16 protein-coding genes are annotated in these 19,429 nt (G+C 65.9%); 10 read left to right on the forward strand and 6 right to left on the reverse strand.

Annotated elements, in window-relative coordinates; all coding sequences use genetic code 11:
• The first annotated feature begins 44 nt into the window (after positions 1-44).
• Complete coding sequence (locus AC628_RS21855) at positions 45-1,316, forward strand: serine hydrolase domain-containing protein (protein WP_074128809.1); 1,272 nt, start codon at positions 45-47, stop codon at positions 1,314-1,316.
• 110 nt (positions 1,317-1,426) lie between these two features.
• Here AC628_RS21855 and AC628_RS21860 read toward each other — a convergent pair whose 3' ends face one another.
• Positions 1,427-1,618, reverse strand: coding sequence for a hypothetical protein (locus AC628_RS21860; RefSeq protein ID WP_349510127.1), 192 nt, complete (start codon positions 1,616-1,618; stop codon positions 1,427-1,429).
• A 537-nt stretch (positions 1,619-2,155) separates the two neighbouring features.
• Between AC628_RS21860 and AC628_RS21865 the strand changes: the two genes are divergently transcribed.
• A complete protein-coding gene (locus AC628_RS21865; protein WP_074128810.1) occupies positions 2,156-3,457 on the forward strand; it encodes a PQQ-dependent sugar dehydrogenase in 1,302 nt (433 codons plus the stop codon).
• A gap of 16 nt (positions 3,458-3,473) precedes the next feature.
• Here the strand turns inward: AC628_RS21865 and AC628_RS21870 are convergent, their stop codons facing one another.
• Both AC628_RS21870 and AC628_RS21875 read right to left on the reverse strand, forming a co-directional pair.
• Complete coding sequence (locus AC628_RS21870; RefSeq protein ID WP_074128811.1) at positions 3,474-4,328, reverse strand: alpha/beta fold hydrolase; 855 nt, start codon at positions 4,326-4,328, stop codon at positions 3,474-3,476.
• Between the two features lie 43 nt (positions 4,329-4,371).
• Positions 4,372-5,076, reverse strand: a complete 705-nt coding sequence (locus tag AC628_RS21875) for an alpha/beta fold hydrolase (RefSeq protein WP_074128812.1) — start codon at positions 5,074-5,076, stop codon at positions 4,372-4,374.
• 165 nt (positions 5,077-5,241) lie between these two features.
• On the opposite strand from AC628_RS21875, the gene AC628_RS21880 reads away from it, so the two are divergent.
• The 7 genes from AC628_RS21880 to AC628_RS21910 all read left to right on the forward strand — a co-directional run bounded on the left by AC628_RS21880 (position 5,242) and on the right by AC628_RS21910 (position 13,245).
• On the forward strand, positions 5,242-5,850 hold the full coding sequence (locus AC628_RS21880; protein WP_074128813.1) for a CGNR zinc finger domain-containing protein: 609 nt from the start codon (positions 5,242-5,244) through the stop codon (positions 5,848-5,850).
• 486 nt (positions 5,851-6,336) lie between these two features.
• Positions 6,337-6,720, forward strand: a complete 384-nt coding sequence (locus tag AC628_RS21885; protein ID WP_074128814.1) for a hypothetical protein — start codon at positions 6,337-6,339, stop codon at positions 6,718-6,720.
• Between the two features lie 490 nt (positions 6,721-7,210).
• Positions 7,211-8,674 carry a phenylacetate--CoA ligase family protein gene (locus AC628_RS21890; RefSeq protein ID WP_143201736.1) on the forward strand — a complete coding sequence of 488 codons (1,464 nt, stop codon included), beginning with the start codon at positions 7,211-7,213 and terminating at the stop codon, positions 8,672-8,674.
• Between the two features lie 122 nt (positions 8,675-8,796).
• A complete protein-coding gene (locus tag AC628_RS21895; protein WP_074128816.1) occupies positions 8,797-9,594 on the forward strand; it encodes an ABC transporter permease in 798 nt (265 codons plus the stop codon).
• 12 nt (positions 9,595-9,606) lie between these two features.
• Complete coding sequence (locus AC628_RS21900; RefSeq protein WP_083633078.1) at positions 9,607-10,434, forward strand: ABC transporter ATP-binding protein; 828 nt, start codon at positions 9,607-9,609, stop codon at positions 10,432-10,434.
• Positions 10,434-11,027, forward strand: a complete 594-nt coding sequence (locus AC628_RS21905) for a GNAT family N-acetyltransferase (protein ID WP_074128817.1) — start codon at positions 10,434-10,436, stop codon at positions 11,025-11,027. Before AC628_RS21900 ends, AC628_RS21905 begins: the two co-directional genes overlap by 1 nt.
• A 166-nt stretch (positions 11,028-11,193) precedes the next feature.
• Positions 11,194-13,245 carry a DEAD/DEAH box helicase gene (locus AC628_RS21910; RefSeq protein WP_074128818.1) on the forward strand — a complete coding sequence of 684 codons (2,052 nt, stop codon included), beginning with the start codon at positions 11,194-11,196 and terminating at the stop codon, positions 13,243-13,245.
• 178 nt (positions 13,246-13,423) lie between these two features.
• Here the strand turns inward: AC628_RS21910 and AC628_RS21915 are convergent, their stop codons facing one another.
• Positions 13,424-14,917 (reverse strand): GGDEF domain-containing protein, encoded by a 1,494-nt coding sequence (locus AC628_RS21915; protein ID WP_074128819.1) that lies wholly within the window; start codon positions 14,915-14,917, stop codon positions 13,424-13,426.
• Between the two features lie 116 nt (positions 14,918-15,033).
• Here AC628_RS21915 and AC628_RS21920 point away from each other — a divergent pair, with 116 nt between their 5' ends.
• Positions 15,034-15,312: a DUF7662 domain-containing protein gene (locus AC628_RS21920; RefSeq protein ID WP_074128820.1), complete on the forward strand. Its 279-nt coding sequence runs from the start codon at positions 15,034-15,036 to the stop codon at positions 15,310-15,312.
• Positions 15,313-15,408: 96 nt separating this feature from the next.
• On the opposite strand, the gene AC628_RS21925 is transcribed toward AC628_RS21920, so the two are convergent.
• On the reverse strand, positions 15,409-18,285 hold the full coding sequence (locus AC628_RS21925; protein WP_074128821.1) for an EAL domain-containing protein: 2,877 nt from the start codon (positions 18,283-18,285) through the stop codon (positions 15,409-15,411).
• Positions 18,286-18,405: 120 nt separating this feature from the next.
• A complete protein-coding gene (locus tag AC628_RS21930; RefSeq protein ID WP_074128822.1) occupies positions 18,406-19,404 on the reverse strand; it encodes an NAD(P)H-quinone oxidoreductase in 999 nt (332 codons plus the stop codon).
• Positions 19,405-19,429 lie beyond the last annotated feature (25 nt).

Raw genomic sequence — 19,429 nt, forward strand, 5'->3', positions numbered from 1 at the left:
CGGGTCAGCTTAATAACAAACCCGCGATCCCCGGTGAGGAAACAATGCGAAAGATCGTCATTGCTGCGGCTGCCGCCGCCACGAGTCTTGCCTTCAACATTGCCCACGCCGCGCCGCCGCTCCCGGAAGCTTCGGCGCACCAGGCCGGCTTCTCCGACAAGGGGCTGGCGCGGCTCGACGACTTCTTCGCGCGCGAGATCGCGGCCAAACGCGTGCCCGGCGCCGTGGTGGCGATCGCGCGCGATGGCAAGCTCGTGCACTTCAAGGCCTATGGCCAGCTCGATCCGGTCAACGGCACGGCGATGCCGATTGACGCCGTGTTCGCACTGGCCTCGATGACCAAGCCGATGGCGGCGGTCGCGGGCCTCACGCTGATGGAGCAGGGCCGGCTGCCGCTGCAGGCCAAGGTCGCCGAGTACTATCCGGCATTCGCCGACATGAAGGTCGGCGTGCATCAGGCCGACGGTTCGTTGACGATGGAGCCGCAGGCGCGCCCGATCTTCATCCACGATCTCTATCGCCACACCTCCGGCCTGATGTATGGCGGCCGGCCCGACAGCTCGAGCGCGCTGGCCATGCTCTATCCCGATGGCACCGCGCCGGCGGTCGAGGGCGACACGGCGGCCTTCATCGATCGCATCACCAAGCTGCCGCTGGTGCATCAGCCCGGCACCGAGTTCGAATACGGCCTCTCGATCGACGTGCTCGGCGCCGTCGTCGAGAAGGTTTCCGGCCAGCGGCTCGGCGACTATCTTGCCGCCAATGTCTGGAAGCCGCTCGGCATGAAGGAGGCCACGTTCCACCCGAGCGATGTCCAGCGCGCGCGGCTGGCGCGGCCGTTCCCCAACGATCCGCTGACCGGCAAGCCGCAAGCCATCAAGCTGCTCGATACGCCGACCAGGTTCGACTGCGGCGGCGCATGCTCATTCGCCACCGTCGGCGATTATGTTCGCTTCGGGCAGATGCTGCTCAATGGCGGCGAGTTCGACGGCAGGCGCATCCTCAGCCCGCAGACGGTGCATCACATGACGTCGAACCATCTCGGGCCCGAGATCAAGAACAACGTCGCCGCGGTCGAGCCGCATCGCGCAGGCTTCGGCTTCGGGCTGGCGGTCGCGGTGCGCACCAGCGAGGGGCTGTCGTCGGTGCCGGGCAATCCCGGCGAGTTCACCTGGAACGGCGCCTATGGCACGCAGTTCTTCTGCGATCCGAAGGAGCGCCTCGTCGTGGTGGTCGGAACCGCCGCGCCCGGCGAGCTGCGCAAATATTATCGCGAGAATGTGCAGGACATCGTCTACGGCGCGATGGTGAAGTGATCGTCCTCCAAATTTCTGGAGAGTCGTTCACAGATGGCGGTTCGCCGAAATTGCAAAAGGCCCGCCGCCCGCCGCTCGGTCCGAGCGACGGGCCTTCAAATTTGCGTGGCTTACCACTGCCGGTAGACGCCGGTCAGCGTGCCGTTGTTGTTCCCATCAGGGCCGACGTCGCCCTGCGTCGAGCTCGGTGCAGGATGGTTGCTGCCGTTCATCGCGCCATACCAGCCGGGTTCATTGTACATGACCTGCGGCTGATAGGTCTCGTAGCCGGCCGCCATAGTACCGTGGGCCGGGGTTCCCATAAGGATAGTAGCCCTGCGCGAACGCACTCGCCGTCGTTGCGATCAGCGTTGCCGCGGCCAGCGACAATGTCTTGGTCTTGCGTTGCATTCATACACTCCTTGCTGGTGTCATCACCAACATCCGCCACGGAGCGGCGTTCCTGATCCGCCATGCAGCTCACGAGGGTGAATTTGCACGGAGGTGGGATCAGGATTTGGTGAAGAGCCTTGCGCCGTGAGATTGGCCCGCCGGCTCTGCCCGGTCGCATGCATCCGCTGGATCGCTATGTTTTTCTAGCTATAACGGTCCACAGCAGGCTGCGCCCGGGCTGGGCGGTTCGTAAAAGGAAGCCCGCCGACCGGGGCGGGCAAGGTCTCAGGGAGGAAAACGCTCTGACAAGGGAGCGTGCAGCCAGTTTCCTCGATTCGAGTGCGGCTGCGAAGATCGTATAACTACTGTCATCAGGGCCGGCATTATGCGAATGCTGCTGCGGGCCGCGGCCGGCCGGCAAGGCAATAACAAGGCCCAATAACGGGCGCGAATAACAGGGGAAGTTCATGAGCACGTCTGGAGTTTTTGCCCGCGTCGTCGCGGCGATCGGGGCCGGCGCCGTGGCGTGGCGGCGGATGCAGGGCGCGCAGCCCGCGCCCGCCTGGGGCAACGCACCGCAGATTCCGGCGGCGAAATCGCAGGGCGCAATCCCGACGCTGAAGATGCCGACCGCCAGGGGCTGGGACAAGGGCCAGCTTCCGGCAGCCGCCCCCGGGCTCAAGGTTAACGCCTTTGCGACCGGGCTCGATCATCCGCGCTGGATCAACGTGCTGCCGAACGGCGACGTGCTGATCGCGGAGGCAACGCAAATCGCAGGCACACCGCGCAGCGTCTTCCACTATGCGATGCAGGCGACGATGCGCCGCGCCGCGGCGCTCGGCGTCAGCGCCAACCGCATCACGTTGCTGCGCGACCGCGATGGCGACGGCGTCGCCGAGAGCCGCGGCGCCTTCATGGAGGGCTTGCGCCAGCCGTTCGGCATGGCGCTGATCGGCGACACCTTCTATGTCGGCAACACCGACGGCGTGGTCGCGTTTCCCTACACTGCGGGCGCCGATCGCATCACGGCGGAGGGACGCAAGCTCGTCACCTTCAAGCCCGACGGGCACTGGACGCGCAGCCTGCTGCCGAGCGCCGACGGCAAGAAGCTCTATGCCGGCGTCGGCTCGCTCACCAACATCGCCGAGAACGGCATGGCGGTCGAGCAAGGCCGTGCCGCGGTCTATGAGCTCGATCTCGTAGCCGGCACCAGCCGCATCTTCGCCGGCGGCCTGCGCAACCCGGTCGGGCTCGCATGGGAGCCGACCACCAACGTGCTGTGGACCGTCGTCAACGAGCGCGACGGCATCGGCGATGAGACGCCGCCGGACTACCTGACCTCGGTGCGCGACGGCGGCTTCTACGGCTGGCCCTATTGCTATTGGGGCCAGACGGCGGACGATCGTGTGCCGCAGGATCCGGCGATGGTCGCCAAGGCGATCCAGCCGGACTATGCACTCGGTGGCCACACCGCTTCGCTCGGCCTGTGCTGGATGCCCAAGGGTACGTTGCCCGGTTTCCCCGACGGCATGGTGATCGGCCAGCACGGTTCGTGGAATCGCTCGACACTATCGGGCTACAAGGTGGTGTTCGTGCCGTTCGAGAACGGCCGTCCGTCCGGGCCGGCGCGCGACATCTTGTCGGGCTTCCTCGCGCCCGACGAGAAGGTCTCCTACGGCCGCCCGGTCGGCGTGACGATCGGTCCTGATCGCTCGCTGCTGGTGGCCGACGATGTCGGCAACGTGATCTGGCGCGTCACAGGAGCGTAGACGGTGCGCGTCGAGGTCAGCGGCTCAAGAAGTCACGGATGCTGTACGCGATCTCGTCGGCATGGGTCTCAAGCGCGAAGTGGCCGGTGTCGAAGAATTTGACGACGGCCTTCGGAATGTCGCGCCGGAAGGCTTCGGCGCCCGGCGGCAGGAAGAACGGATCATTCTTGCCCCACACCGCGAGGAACGGCGGCTGGTGGGTGCGGAAATATTTCTGGAAGGCTGGGTAGAGCGCGACGTTGCTCTTGTAGTCGCCGAACAGGTCGAGCTGCACGTCATGTGCGCCCGGCCGCGTCATGTAGTAATTGTCGAGGTTCTGCCCATCGGGCGACACCGCTGCCGGATCCGATGTGCCGTGGGTGTACTGCCAGCGCGTGGTGTCCGGCGTCAGGAGCGCGCGCAGCGCGTCGCGGTTCGCCGGCGACGGATCCTGCCAATAGGCCTTGATCGGCGTCCAGCCGTCGCTGAGGCCTTCCTCATAGGCATTGCCGTTTTGCGAGATGATCGCAGTGATGCGCTCGGGATGCTTGAGCGCCAGGCGGAAGCCGGTCGGCGCGCCATAGTCGAACACATAGACCGCGTAGCGATCAAAGCCGATCACCTCAGTGAAGCGATCGATCACGCCAGCGATGCTGTCGAACGTGTAGTTGAACTTGTCGCGCGGCGGCATGTCCGACTGGCCGAAGCCGGGCAGGTCGGGCGCCACGATGTGGAATTGGTCCGCGAGAAGCGGAATCAGATCGCGGAACATGTGTCCCGCGCTCGGGAAGCCGTGCAGCAAAAGCAGCTTTGGCGCGCCTGGCGATCCGGCCTCGCGATAGAACACGTTGAAGCCATCGACATCGGCGGTGCGGTATTTGACGTGGGACATCTGTCACTCCTTGTGGTCGTGATTGCGGGGAAGTTTTGCGACGTCAGGATTTGGTCTTTTTGGCAACTTCGCTGACCGCTTCCCGGATGAAGTCGGTGACGAGCTTCGGCGCCGTGACGATCGGGGTGTGATCGACGGGGTGTGACCGCATGGTCGCCTTCATGCGAGCCGCCATGCTGCGCTGGGTGCCGGGCGCGATCATCCGGTCGTCCTCGGCAACCAGGAACCAGCTCGGAACGTCCTTCCAGAGCGGACGGCCGACCGGCACGGTGATGCAAGCCGGCGAGATCGGCCGCTGCACGGCGGCGAGCACCGCGAGGTCCTCGGACCGCGCGCCTTGCGCGAACGCCGACGCGAACGCGGCCTCCGGCAGCCAGATCAGGCCGTTGGAGTCGGGCGCGAGCTTGGGCGCAAACGGATGCGGGGGCGCACGATAGAACACGTCGGCGACGGTCTCGCCTTCGTCCGGTGCCAGCGCCGCGACATAGACCAGCGCCTTGACGCGCGGCGAGCGGGTCTTGGCGATCACGGCGCCGGCATAGGCATGGCCCGCCAGCACGACCGGTCCCTCCACCCTGTCCAGCGCGCGGTTCAGCGCGGCGACGTCGTCCGCCAGCGAGGTCAGCGGCAGCGGTGCCGCGATCGCCGTGATGCCCTCGGCGTCGAGCGCCGCGATCACCCGCGCCCAGCTCGACCCGTCGGCCCATGCGCCATGGGCAAGCACCACGCTGACATCCTTGTTCGACATCGTTCGCTCCCTAGTTCCGTTCGTAACCTATCAAGTGCCATCTTATAGGTTACGTCGCTTATGATCCAATGGGCGTAACTTGTCAACATGCTATAATCAGGTTATCTGCGGCGACGACGAAAGGCCGTCCAGGAGGACGTCACCGTGCAATCCCACCCGCCCGCGATGTTCATCGCCGATAGCTTGGGCCTCGATTTCATCAATTCGATCGCGACCCCGGTCGATACGCCAGTCGACTGGATCGCCGACGGCGACGGCCTGTTGCGCTGGCTCGCGCAGGCGAAGCTGGTGCCTTCGGATGTGCTCGACGAGCTCAAGGCGCGCGCGAAGCCGGGCGAACTCGACGATGTCGCCGGTCAGGCCCGTGATCTGCGCGAATGGTTTCGCGGCTTCGTGCGCAAGCATATGGGCAAGCCGCTGGCGCCGCGGGCGCTCAAGGAATTGGAGCCGTTGAACCGGCTGCTCGAAAACGATCAGGCGTTCAGCCGGATCGTGCTGCATCGTCACGACGATCATGACGGCTTCGCGTTGGAGCGGACGCGGCGCTGGCGCTCGGCCGAAGCGCTGCTGCTGCCGATCAGCGAGGCGATGGCGAGGGTGGTCTGCGAGGAGAGCTTTTCAGACATCAAGGCGTGCGAGGGGCCGGCCTGCACGCTGATGTTTGCCGATCACACGCGGGCGCGTGCGCGCCGCTGGTGCAGCATGGCGATCTGCGGCAACCGCGCCAAGCAGGCCGCGCACCGCAGCCGGATGAAGGACAAGGGCGGAGCATGATCCGGACCCGGAGGGCCGCGTTAGCGCAAAGTGCGTAGCGGTTTTCCCTCGCGACAAACGCGGTACGCGTTTGCGCGGAGATCATGCTCAAAACAAAGATGCCAACCTAACGGGAGACGAGAATGGCGCTTCCTCCAATCGTGTTCGACGTCAACGAGACCCTGCTCGACCTCGAGACCATGGAGCCGGTGTTCGCGCGCATCTTTGGCGACAGGAGCGCGATGCGGTGACAATCTCGACGACGTCGCCGACCAGCTGATCGGCCGCTATGGCGCCAAAGGGTAATGACCGCTGACAGATTTCGCGGCGGAGGAGGGGGCAACAACCCCTCGGGGCCTGATCGCTTGGAAGCGAATAAAACCGGAATGAAATCCATAGCGGTTCTCAACCATGCCCCTTGAGCCTTCCTCAACTTCCCCGGCCGATGCTCGGCCCGCTGCAGGGAATCGCCATGGGATCGACACGGGATCGACAAGGAGCTTGAGCATGCCGGCCAAGGCACGAACGACCGCACGAACGACCGCACGAACGACCGCACGAACGACCGCGAGCAACGCCACCGCGCAATCGCGCGAGGATATCCTGAATGCGCGGGCCATCAGCACGCTGGGCGCCGGCGTCGTCAACGCGATGAGCGCGGTCGGCGCCGCCGTCATCAAGAAGCACAAGCCGGCGCTCGGCAAGAGTCCGGATTGGTTCTGGCACATGTTCGCGAAATGCGAGGCCAAGGCCGCGCGCGTCGCCGAGCAGGCCGCGCGCGATCCGCAAGGCTGCGGCGATGCCACCTTCATCGAGGTCTATGCCGCGCAATTGCCGAAGCTGATGACGGCGGCACTCGAGAGCCACGAGAAGGCGCCCAAGGTGAAGTGACGCGGCGTTCAAAAAAGAGAGCGTGATAACGGCGGTCGTCCCGTTATCGTTCCCTCGACCTCTCGAATGCACCACCGCAGCGGGGCTGCCATGCAGCTGAAACCGACCCGCCGCCGTTCGTAATGATGGCGGAAGCCCGCGCCCGCGGGCTTCGGATTTTTTCAATCCGGGACGTTCGATGGTGAAGCACCTTGTTTCCGATGAAGAGAAGTGTGACGCGTGCAACGGGACAGTCTTTCCCAAAGTCAGGCAACCGAGCGAGCCGGGACGAAAAATCTATCCCGAGCCTTGCAAGAAATGCGGCGGCAAGGGGCGGATCAGGAAGGCGACGTGGGGCAAGTAACGACGTAGAGCAATCGGTCTTGTGGGGCGGGTTACGCTGCGGTGATCGGGGACGAACGCGTGTGACACGCGTCACGGCGGCCACGCGCGCCGCGCGCCATTGATAGCGCCATGAACGGGCGGTGCCCCGTCAATCATGGAGCTGAAGATGACGTCCACCCTTGCAATCAGCACTTCCGATGACGGCCTTGCTCTGGTGCCGGAGCACGATCAGGCGGCCGCGTCCCTCGTCCCCGCCGATCCGGTCGCCGTGCCGCAGCGCCAGTTCTGGGAGACCGAGCACACCCGGCCGGACTTCCAGCCGTCCAACGATGCTGCACCCGAGCTGGTCGCGGCCACCGAAAACTATCTCGGCGAGTGCATGCGGCATCCCTATCTGCCGGTGTCGGAAATCCGCGCGCGGCAGTTCGCCCGCATCAAGGAGCTGGTCGAGCTCGCCTATCGCGATATTCCGATCTACCGCGCCAAGTATGATGCGGCCGGCTTCAAGCCGGAGCATCTGCGCGACTATGACGACATACAGAAGATCCCGGTCATCACCAAGCCCGAGCTGGTCGCGGCCTTCCCGGACCAGTGCGTCAACAAGAAGTACAAGCCGGAAAACCTGTTTCCGACCCGCTCATCGGGCTCGTCCGGCCAGACCCTGTTGATCCGCGTCGACTATGATGCCGTCATCACCGACACCATCCAGGGCGTCCGCCAGTTCGCGATGCAGAGCGGCGGCAATTACCGCGCCGAGGACCTGCTCGCCCATGTCTACACCGTGCCGTGGTGGTTCGATTCGATCGGCGGCGATTATCCGACCGCGTTCATCTCGAACCTGATCCCGCCGGCGCGCGTCGCCCAGCATCTGCGCTATCTCGGGCCGAAGATCCTGTCGCTGTATCCGTCGAGCCTCGATGCGCTGATGCCGCATGTCGACGAGTTCCGTTCCTCGCTCAATCTCGCGGTGACGCATTCGGAATATTCCTCGCGCGCTGCCCGTCAGGAATGGTCGCGTCAGCTCGGCGTGCCCGTGCTCGACGAATATTCCTCGGAGGAGGCGACGCGGATCGCGCTCGAAATGCCCGGCGGCCAGTATCACGTCTGCGAGGACACCGTGCATCTCGACGTGCTCGACCCCGTCACGATGGAGCCGCAGGCTCCCGGCCAGTCCGGCATCGCCGTGATCACCAATCTGCTCAACGAAGCGATGCCGTTCATCCGTTACGTGCAGGGCGACTACATCACGCAGCCGGCCAATCCGGCGCCATCCGATATCAACTGGTCGCAGATCGCCAGCATCGACGGCCGGCTCAACGACGCCTTCGTCAACCGCGATGGCCGCAAGGTTCCGGCCGGCAGCATTCTCGATGCGACCTATCGCTGGATGTTCGACTGCAACCTGCATCTGGCGCAGTTCGAGATCGTGCAGCGTGGCGTCGATCTCGTCGAGGCGCGCGTCGTGCTCGGCCAGGATACGCCGCTGTGCCGGCTCCACGGTTCGGTCGCGCATCTCGAGGACCTGCTCGCAGCCTGCCTCGAGCATCCGGTCCGGGTCCAGGCCAACGCGCTGCTGGCGTTTCCGCCCAAGGTCGGCAAGCGCCGCCCGATCCGCCGCGAGTTCGATTGATCGCCAGAGCGCCGTTCCGATTAAATCGGAACGGCGCTCATGATTTGGTTTTGACGCGTTTTCTTCACGCGAACCGGTATCCACTTCGCTCGAAAACGCTTTAGCAACACGGGGTGCTTGCCATGACACAGTCACTGAACCGCATCGCGGCCATGACGGCGCGCTATTACTACATCCTGCGCTCGTCATCGCTGCGGCTGCTCGAGATCATCTACTGGCCGGCGATGCAGATGCTGGTGTGGGGTTTCCTCTACACCTACCTCTATGACAGCAAGTCGGCGATGGCCTCCACCGCCGGCCTGCTGCTCGGCGCCGTCCTGCTCTGGGACGTGCTGTTCCGCGGCCAGCTCGGCTTCACCTTTACCTTCCTGGAGGAGATCTGGTCGCGCAATCTCGCCAATCTGATGATGAGCCCGTTGCAGCCGTTCGAGCTCGCGGCATCGCTGATGCTGATGAGCCTGATCCGGCTCGTGATCGGCACCCTGCCGGTGATGCTGCTGACATTCGTGCTGTTCGGCTTCAACGTGTTCGCGATGGGGCCGGGGCTGCTCGCGTTCTTCCTCAATCTCGTGCTGACCAGTTGGGCGATCGGGCTCGTGGTCGCAGGCCTCGTGATCCGGCAGGGCTTTGGCGCGGAAAGCCTCGCCTACTCGATCATGATCGTGCTGCTGCCGCTGTGCTGCGTCTACTATCCGGTCGCCGCGCTGCCGCTCTGGCTGCATCCGGTCGCCTGGTCGCTGACGCCGACCTATGTGTTCGAGGGCATGCGCGCCGCGCTGCTCGACGGCACCTTCCGCACTGACCTGATGATCGAATGCCTCGCGCTCAATGCCGTCTATCTCGGCATGGGCTTCACCACATTCGTCGCCCTGCTGCAGAGCGCCCGCCACAAGGGCGGCCTGCTCACGATGGGCGAGTAAGGGGAGACATCCATGAGCCGCATCGAACGCTTTCTGCCCCGCCGGCACCTGACGTCCGTGTCGCCGAATACCACGCCCGCGCAGAACAACGCGCCGGACCGACCCAATCCCGATGAAACACCGGCGATCGCGGTCGAGGGCCTCTGCAAGCAGTACCGCACCCATTGGGCGGTCGACGATGTCAACTTCATCGTGCCGAAGGGCTGGACCGTCGGCCTGCTCGGCGGCAACGGCGCCGGCAAGACCACCACCATCGCCATGATCATGGGCCTCGTGGTGCCGAGCTTCGGCCGCGCCATGGTGCTCGGCCACGACATGGCGATCGAGCGTCACAAGGTGCTCAGCCGGATGAATTTCGAAAGCCCCTATGTCGCGCTGCCGGGGCGGCTCACCGTGCGCCAGAACCTGATGGTGTTCGGTCGGCTGTATGGTGTTGCCAATCTCAAGGCGCGGATCGAGGAGCTGATCGAGGATTTCGAGCTCGGCGACGTGCTCGACCGCGTTACCGGTCGGCTGTCCGCCGGCCAGAAGACCCGCGTCGCCGTCGCCAAGGCGCTGATCAACGATCCGGAGGTGCTGCTGCTCGACGAGCCGACGGCCTCGCTCGACCCCGACCGTGCCGAGTGGGTGCGCAGCCGGCTACGCGCCTATCAGAAGCGCCGCGGCGCCACCATCCTGTTGTCCTCGCACAACATGACCGAGGTCGAGCAGCTCTGCGACTTCGTCGTGATCATGAGTCATGGCCGCGTCGTCGCGATGGGGCGTCCAGGCGAACTCGCCGAGCGCTTCAAGTGCCGGGACCTCGATGAGGTCTTCATCTATCTGGCGAGGGTTGCGTGATGTCCTCATCTGGTTCTCCGAACGACAGACCGGTTGCGATCCGCAGGGAACGCCGTTCGGACGTGGCGGCGCGAGAGAGTCTGCTCGACGCCGCATTCGGTCCTGGCCGTTTCGCCAAGACCTCGGAGCGGCTGCGCGAGGGCCGCAAGCCTGCGCGCGGCCTCGCGTTTGTCGCGCGCCGTGGCGGCCGCCTGGTCGGCACATTGCGGCTGTGGCCGGTCGTGACCGCTACCGGTCACGCCTGCCTGCTGCTCGGCCCGCTTGCGGTGGCCGAAGAGGTGCGGTGCCTCGGCATCGGTGCCGCGCTGATGCGGCGGGCGTTGCAGCGGGCCAATCTGCTCGGTCATCGCGCCGTCATCCTGGTCGGCGACGCCGCCTATTACGACCGCTTCGGCTTCTCGGCCGCGACAACCGGTGCGCTCCGCATGCCCGGCCCCTACGAACGGGAGCGCCTGTTGGCCTGCGAGCTGGTGCCGGGTGCGCTGCGCGGGGCGGGCGGCCTGATTGCCCCGGCCAGCCTGCCGCCATCGCGGTTGTCGGGATTGATGGACCGGATCGCCGGCAGCCAGGCCCCGATCGGGCAGCCGGCCTGATCCGGCACCTTTTCCGTCAAGGAGGGCCTCGGGGGCATGGCGATTTGGCCGGTCTTGGCGTAAAGCAGCGCCAAATCGTCATGCGGCCGTGCCGCCTGCCGGGGTCGCAGCCTCAGGTCGTCCCGCTCGACGTTCTGCGCCCGGACCAATCAAGGTTTCCCATCTCGTGCCCTTTCCGACCACAAGTCTGCCGCTCGCCCGCGCCTTGGCTGAGCGCAACTACGAACAACCCACCCCCGTCCAGCTCGCCGTGCTCGCGGACGATGCCGTTGGCCGCGACCTCCTGGTTTCCGCCCAGACCGGTTCGGGCAAGACCGTTGCCTACGGATTGGCCATGGCGAAGGACCTGCTCGGCGACAGCGAGCGGTTCGAGCCGGCCGGCGCACCGCTGGCCCTGATCGTGGCGCCGACGCGCGAACTCGCTTTGCAGGTCCAGCGCGAGCTCGCATGGCTATATGAGCATGCTGACGCACGCGTCGTTTCCTGCGTCGGCGGCATGGACCCGCGCCGCGAGCAGCGCGAGCTTGCCGAAGGCGCCCACATCGTGGTCGGGACGCCCGGCCGGCTCTGCGACCATCTGCGGCGCGGTCGTCTCGACATCTCGGGATTGCGGGTCGTCGTGCTCGACGAGGCCGACGAGATGCTCAATCTCGGCTTCCGCGAGGACATGGAATTCATCCTCGAGACCACGCCGGAGACGCGCCGCACCCTGTTGTTCTCGGCGACGTTTCCGCGCGGCATCGTCGCGCTGGCCAAGCAGTATCAGCAGCAGGCGTTTCGCGTCGAGGTCGCGGGCGACGAAGGCGGTCACGCCGACATCGAGTACCGCGCCATCCGCGTCGCCGCCGACGATGTCGAGCACGCGGTCGTCAACGTGCTGCGCTTCCATGAGGCGCCGAGCGCGCTGGTGTTCTGCAACACGCGGGAAGCCGTCAGGCATTTGCAGGCGGCGCTGCTGGAGCGCGGTTTCTCGGTGGCCGCGCTGTCGGGCGAAATGACCCAGAACGAGCGGACCCAGGCGCTGCAGGCGTTGCGCGACGGGCGGTCGCGGGTGTGCGTCGCGACCGACGTCGCGGCGCGCGGCATCGATCTGCCTAGCCTCGATCTCGTCATCCATGCGGATCTGCCGAAGGATCCCGAGGTGATGCAGCATCGCTCGGGCCGCACCGGCCGTGCCGGCCGCAAGGGTGTCAGCATCCTGCTGGTGCCGCCGGCACGACGGCGGCGCGCCGAATTGCTGCTCGATCTCGCCGGCATCGATATTGTCTGGGGCTCCGCGCCGCAGGCCGAGGAGATCCGCAAGCTCGACCATGATCGCCTGTTGAAGGATGCGGTGTTCTCCGAAGAGGCGACGCCGGACGATCTGGCCCTCGCGCAGGCCTTGCTTGCCGAACGCTCGCCCGAGGCGATCGCCGCGGCGCTTGCCCGGCTCTATCGCGCGCGGCTGCCGGCGCCCGAGGACATCCTCGATCCCGGCGAGGGGCGGGGCCGCGAGCGCGGCGAGCGCCCCTCGCGCCGAGACGATCGTCCCGCCGGGCCGCGATCGAAGACCGGGAAGTCTCCGCGTCATGGCATGGAGGAGGCCACGGTCTGGTTCCGCGCCGCGATCGGGCGCCGCAAGAATGCCGAAGCCCGCTGGCTGTTGCCGATGATCTGCCGCCGTGGCGGCATCGACAAGCGCGACATCGGCGCCATCAAGATCACGGACACGACTACCGAGTTCGAGATCGCCGCGCGGGTCGCGGATTCCTTCGCCGTCAAGATCAAGCGTCCGGACAAGGAAGACAGCATCCGCATCGAACCGCTGGCGGACAGCCCGCAGGGCGAGGCGCGCGCCGAGAAGCCGGCACGCAAGCCCAGGCCCGATCCGAGGTACGAGCCTTGGCGCGATCAGGACGACGGCGGGCACCGCGCGCCGCGCGGCGACGAGCCGCGTGAACACACGGCAGCAAAGCGCCACGGCAAGCCGGATCGCGAGGCCAAAGCGTTTTCGAGGGAAGGTGCGAGCGGTTCGCGCGAAGACCAAGCGTCAAAGCGAGACTCCAGAGCCCCGTTTCGATTCGATCGGAACGAAAAGGGTGCGAGGCCGACATCGGGCGATGAGCCCAGGTTCGGCAAGAAAAAGAAGCATCGGGGCAAGGCCGGACACACGCAGTGGCCAGAGGTGTCGGCGAAACCAAAGTTCGGCAAGAAGCCGAAGAAGAAGCGGCGGGGCTAGCCGCACTTGGTGCCACGCTAAGTGAGGTGAGCAGGCTGCTCAGGCACCCTCCCCCCTTGTGGGCCCCCGCAAGGGGGGAGGGAGCCCTTCCGCCAGTGCGTCCCTTACAACTGCGATGCACTGGGTTATCCGACGGGCAGCGCGGCAAAATGCGTCAACAACTCTTCACGACGATGTCTCACGCCACCAGCGCGATCTTCGGCGCCGTTGCGAGCACCGACTGGTTGCGGCCGTTGGCCTTGGCGGCGTAGAGCGCCTTGTCGGCGGCTTCGATGAGGTCGGACCATTGCTGGCCGGCGAGCGGCCGCATGCTGGCGACGCCGATGCTGACCGTCGTGATCAGCTCGCCCTCGCACCATTGCTGGACCTTGCCACGGATGGTCTCGGCCAGGTTGAAGGCCTCGAGCGTGGTCATGTTGGGCAGCAGCACGGCGAATTCCTCGCCGCCGAAGCGCGCCGGGCAATCGCCGGCGCGGCGCACTGCATCCGAAATGCAGATCGCGATGCCGACCAGCACCTGGTCGCCGGCCTGATGCCCATAGGTGTCGTTGTAGGCCTTGAAATGATCGGCATCGATCATCAACAGCGCAACCGGCTGGCCGTACCGGCTGGCGCGGCGCCATTCGCGCTCGATTTCGGTATCGAACTTGCGCCGGTTCTTCAGGCCGGTGAGGGCGTCGGTGGTCGCCAGCTCCTCGAGCTTGTCCTCGGCGTCGCCGCGGCGAACGATCTCGCGCGCGAGCACCAGCGTCGCGCCGAGCACGAACAGCACCAGAAAGCCCATGATCGCGCCGATCCGGATTGCCTCGGTGCGCCAGAGATTGAAGACGACTTCGAGCGGCTTGCCGACCACGACGTAAAGCGGCCCGCTGCCGCTGCGCCGGACATAGAGACGTGCCGTGTCGTCGACCGGGCCCCTGCCGGAGAACGCGCCGCCGATCTTCAGGTTCTCGGATTTCCAGTCCATCTGGTCGACGAGGTTCTTGCCGATCACGTCGAGATCGAACGGCGTCCGCATGATGATGGTGCGGTCGTTGCGCAGAACGGTGATGGTGTCGCCCGGCACGAGGTTCAGCCGCCCGAACAGATCGTGGAAATAGCTGAAGCGGATCGAACCGACCACGACGCCGAGAAAGCGGCCGTCCTCGCCGACGATGCGTCGGCTCAGCACGATAGCGTAGGCGCCGCGATGCAGCATCGGCCGGCTGACATACAGCCCGGTGTCGGGATGGTCGCGCTGGACGGTGAAATACTCCTCGTCGCTGCGGTTCTCCGGCTGCGGATCGAGGCTCGCCGCGTCGATGGTCAGATCGCCTTTGCTGTCGAACACCTGGATCGCGCCGAAATGCTTTGCGGTCGCGGCGTGGTCGAACAGGATCAGCTGGCGCAGTTCCTTGCTGACATTGCGGATCTCCGGCATTTCCAGATTGCTGGCGACCGCCCGCAGCGACAGGTCGTAGAGCTCGATGTTGCGGCTGATGTCGGCCTCGATGCCCGACGCCAGATTCTCCAGGGTGCGTCGGGCCAGTTGCTCCTCGCCGCGGCGCATGTCGAACATCACGCCGGCGCAGACCGCGGAGAAGCCGAGGACGGTCGCAACCGACACAACGACCAGCAGCTTTGCCGATAGCCGCCAGCGCCGCCTTGCGTCGTGTCCCCGTCGAAATGGCATGTCCCGCTCCAAGGCGCCGTCATGCAACGGGAAATCTTGTTGTCGCCTTAAATGGCGACAGCGGCCGCCGAATGGGTTAACGGGTGGTTGCTGGAACCCTGAGCCTTGAGGATGATGTGAACGACTACGACGCGCTGCGGGATTATCTGAAGGAGCAGCATCTGCCCGAATTCGTGCTGACCTTCGAGCAGATCGAGGAGATCATCGACGCCTCGCTGCCGCGCGCCGCGCAGCGCGCGTCGTGGTGGGAAACCCTGCGCAGTCCGCAGGAGAAGATGCCGCAGCGCGAAGCCTGCCTCGAGGCCGGCTACATCGCCACCCGCCAGGCCGACGGCAAGAGCGTCAAGTTCAAGCGCATGCCCGCTCGTCGTCCCGGCGAACGCCGGGACCCATAACCACAGGGCGTTGTGGTTACGAAGGCAACTGGCCCCCAGCGCGTCGTGGACAGGCCGCGGCGTATAGGTCCCGGCTCAAGGCCGGGACGACAAGAGCTAACTCGCAGCTTCCAGCCGTTCCTCGGTGAGAAGGCGCGTCGCGGCGTCGGCGTCCATCGGCTCGCCGAAAGCAAAGCCCTGCGCGTATTCGCAGCCAAGCTGGTAGAGCTCGACGGCGTCGGAGTCTGTCTCCGCGCCCTCCGCGACCACCTCCATGCCGAGATCATGCGCCAGCGCGATGATCGATTTCAGGATCACCGGGCGGGTGCCGCGGCTGGTGGTGCGGACGAACGACTGGTCGATCTTGATGGTGTCGAACGGGAAGCGCTGCAGATAGGACAGCGAGGAGTGGCCGGTGCCGAAATCGTCGAGCGACAGCCCGGTGCCGAGCTCGCGGATCCGCGCCAGCATCTGCGCGGCGTGCTCCGGATTCTCCATGACCAGCGATTCCGTCAGCTCCAGCTTCAGCGTGCCGCGCGCCACGGTGGAGCGCGACAGCACGGTTCTGATATCGTGGATCAGATCGTGGCGCAGCAATTGCCGTGACGACACGTTGACCGACGCGAAGATCGGCTCGCGCGCCCGCATTGCGCGCTGCCACACCGCGAGCTGGCGCGCGGTCTGGTCCATCACGAACATGCCGAGATCGACGATCAGGCCGGTCTCCTCGGCGACGTTGATGAATTCCGACGGCGACATCCGGCCGAGCTTGGGATGGTCCCAGCGCGCCAGAGCCTCGAAGCCGGCGATCGCGCGATCCTCCAGCCGCACGATCGGCTGGTACAGGATCGTGATCTCCTGCCGCTCGATGGCGCGGCGCAGGTCGCTCTCCAGCGTCAGGCGGTCGGTCTTCCGCGCCCGCATAGCCGGCTTGTAGACGTCGATGCGGTCGCCGCCGATCCGCTTGGAATGATACATCGCAAGCTCGGCGTCCTTGATGATCTCGTCGGTCAGCGGCGCCGCCGGATCGGACAGCGCAAGCCCGATCGAGGCGGTCAGGAAGATCTCGCGATCGTTGAACGCGATCGGCGCGCGGATGGTCTTGCGGATGGTCTCGGCGAAATTGGTGATCCGCGCCGGGTCCTGCTCGGACAGCAGGATCAGGCCGAACTGGTCGCCGGCCATGCGCGCCAGCGTGTCCTGCGGCTTGAGGATGCGGGTCAGCCGGCGCGCCAGCGTCAGCAGGATCGAATCGCCCACCGCGATGCCGACGGAATCGTTGACCTGCTTGAAGCGGTCGAGGTCGATCACCATCAAGGTCGGCCGCAGGTTCGGCATGGTCTTGGCGAGGTTCGCCACCGCGCAGAGGCGGTCCATGAACAGCCGGCGGTTCGGCAGGCCGGTCAGATTGTCATGCACCGAGTCGTGCAGCATCCGCTCTTCGGAGTTCTTGAACTCGGTGACGTCGGTGAGGGTGCCGACCACGCGCGAGACCTCGCCGTCGGAGCCGACCACCGGCCGCGCCTTCAGCGCGAACCACATGAAGTGGCCGTCGGGCGTCCGCAGCCGGAAATCCTGCACCAGGCGGCCGCGGCGCTGGTCGAGCACGCTGTCGAGCGCGGCGCGGAAGCGGTCCTGGTCGAGCGGGTGCAGCACCTCGAGCCATTTCGCCGCCGGGCCTTCCAGCGTGCCGCGCTTGAGGCCGAGCAGCGCCTCGGTCTCGGGGCTGGTGAACACCTTGTCGGCGGAGACGTCCCAGTCCCAGATCAGGTCGCCGGAGCCGGTCAGCGCCAGTGCGCGGCGCTCGACATCGGAGACGACGCCGGTGGTGGCGCCGCCGCCGGCGAAGGCGTGCTGCATCACCGTAAATCCGATCAGCATCACGATCAGCACCAGGCCGCCGAGCAGCGCGGGGCCGACGATATCGTTGGTGACGGAGCCCGCGACCGTCATGCCGGCTGCGACCACCCAGACCACCAGCAGGAACCAGGTCGGGATCAACAGCACCGCGCGGTCGAAGCCGTGGGTGGAGAGATAGACGATCAGCGCGAAGCCGGCGAAGGCGATCATGACCAGCGACATCCGCGCGATGCCGGAGGCGACCGCGGGATCGAACAGCGCCAGCGCCACCAGCGAGCCGAGGAAGACGAGCCAGCCGATCGTGATGTGCGAGTAGCGCACATGCCAGCGACTGAGATTGAGATAGGCGAACAGGAACACCAGCAATGTCGCCGCGAGGATCGCCTCGCCCGCCGCGCGCCAGACGCGCTCGGCGTTGTTCGACATGTCGAGCACCTTGCCCCAGAAGCCGAAGTCGACGCCGATATAGACCAGCACCGCCCAGGCCAGCGCCGCGGCGGCGGGGAACATGATGCTGCCCTTGACCACAAACAAAATCGTGAGCACGAGCGCGAGCAGGCCCGAGATGCCGATCACGATGCCCTGGTACAGCGTGAACGAGTTGACCTTGTCCTTGTAGGCGTCGGGTTCCCACAGATAGAGCTGCGGCAGCTTGTCGGTGCGCAGCTCCGCGACATAGGTGACGACGGCGCCGGGATCGAGCGTGATGCGGAACACGTCGGCGGTCGGGCTCTCCTGCCGCTCGGGGCGATCGCCGACCGACGGCGTGATGGTCGCGATGCGCGACAGGCCGAGGTCGGGCCACAACAGGCCCGACGACACGATGCGATAATGCGGCGCGACGATCAGGCGGTCGAGCTGGTCGTCGGTGTTGTTGGCGAGCGCGAACACCACCCAGTTTTGGCCGCCTTCGCGGGCGCGAACCTCGATGCGGCGCACGATGCCGTCGGTTCCCGGTGCGGTGGAGACTTGGATGCGGTCGGTTTCGCTGCGTTGATGGTCGAGAACCGCCGTCAAATCGATCGCCGGCGCATCGCTGCGCACGCTGACGGCGTCGATCGCATACGCGTCAGGCGCAGCGGCAAACATCATGAGGCCCAGCGCGAGCAGCGCAAGGCACCTGATCAGACGCAATGTCAGTACTCCGCGATCGACAAACTGCCCGGGCCCGGCGACCGGCCCGGAGGTGGCGCGATAAATGACACGAAAGCGAAGGGAATCAAAGGGTTTCCGCCCCTGCTTCCGTTGCGAGAGTTAAACCACCAACACAATTTTGCCAATATGTTCGCTGGTCTCCATGCGCCGGTGCGCGTCGGCGGCCTTTTCCAGCGGGAATGTGCTGTCCATCAGCGGTTTGACGCGGCCTTCGCGCAGCAGCGGCAGCACTTTCGCCTCGATCGCCGCGACCATCGCCGCCTTGTCCGCATTACTACGGGGGCGCAGGGTCGAGCCGGTGTGGTGCAGCCGCTTGACCATCAGCTTGGCGAAATTGGCCGTGGCCTTCGGTGTTCCCGACAGGAACGCGATCTGGACGATGCGGCCCTCGACGGCGGCGGCATCGTAGTTCCGGTCGATATAGTCGCCGCCGACCATGTCCAGGATGACGTTGGCGCCATTGCCGCCGGTCGCCTTCTTCACTGCCTCGACGAAATCCTCGGTCTTGTAGTTCACCGCATGATCGGCGCCGAGCTTGAGGCAGGCATCGGCCTTGTCCTGCGAGCCGACGGTGACGATCACCTTGGCGCCGAATGCCTTGGCGAGCTGGATCGCCATCGTGCCGATGCCCGAGGAGCCGCCGTGAATCAGCAGCGTCTCGCCGGCCTGCAGCGCGCCGCGCTCGAACACATTGTGCCACACCGTCATCAGCGTTTCCGGAATCGCACCCGCTTCCTGCATCGACAGTGAGGGCGGCACGGTCATCGCCTGCGCGTCCTGCGCGATGCAATATTGCGCGTAGCCGCCGCCGGCGACGAGCGACATCACCTTGTCGCCGATCTTGTGCTTGGCGCCTTCGCCGAGCGCCACCACTTCGCCTGCGATCTCGAGGCCGGGCAGGTCGCTCGCGCCGGGCGGCGGCGGATAGGAGCCGGAGCGCTGCGCAACGTCGGGACGGTTGACGCCGGCGGCCGCGACCTTGACCAGGATCTCGCCGGCCTTCGGCACCGGCAGCGCGCGGGTCTCCGGCACCAGCACCTCCGGGCCACCGGGCTTGCTGATGGCAACGACGGTCATTTGCGCGGGCAGGTTTGTCATGGCTGGTCCCTGGTCAGAGAAGAGG

Source organism: Bradyrhizobium sp. NAS96.2 (assembly GCF_001908235.1).
Lineage (GTDB): Bacteria > Pseudomonadota > Alphaproteobacteria > Rhizobiales > Xanthobacteraceae > Bradyrhizobium.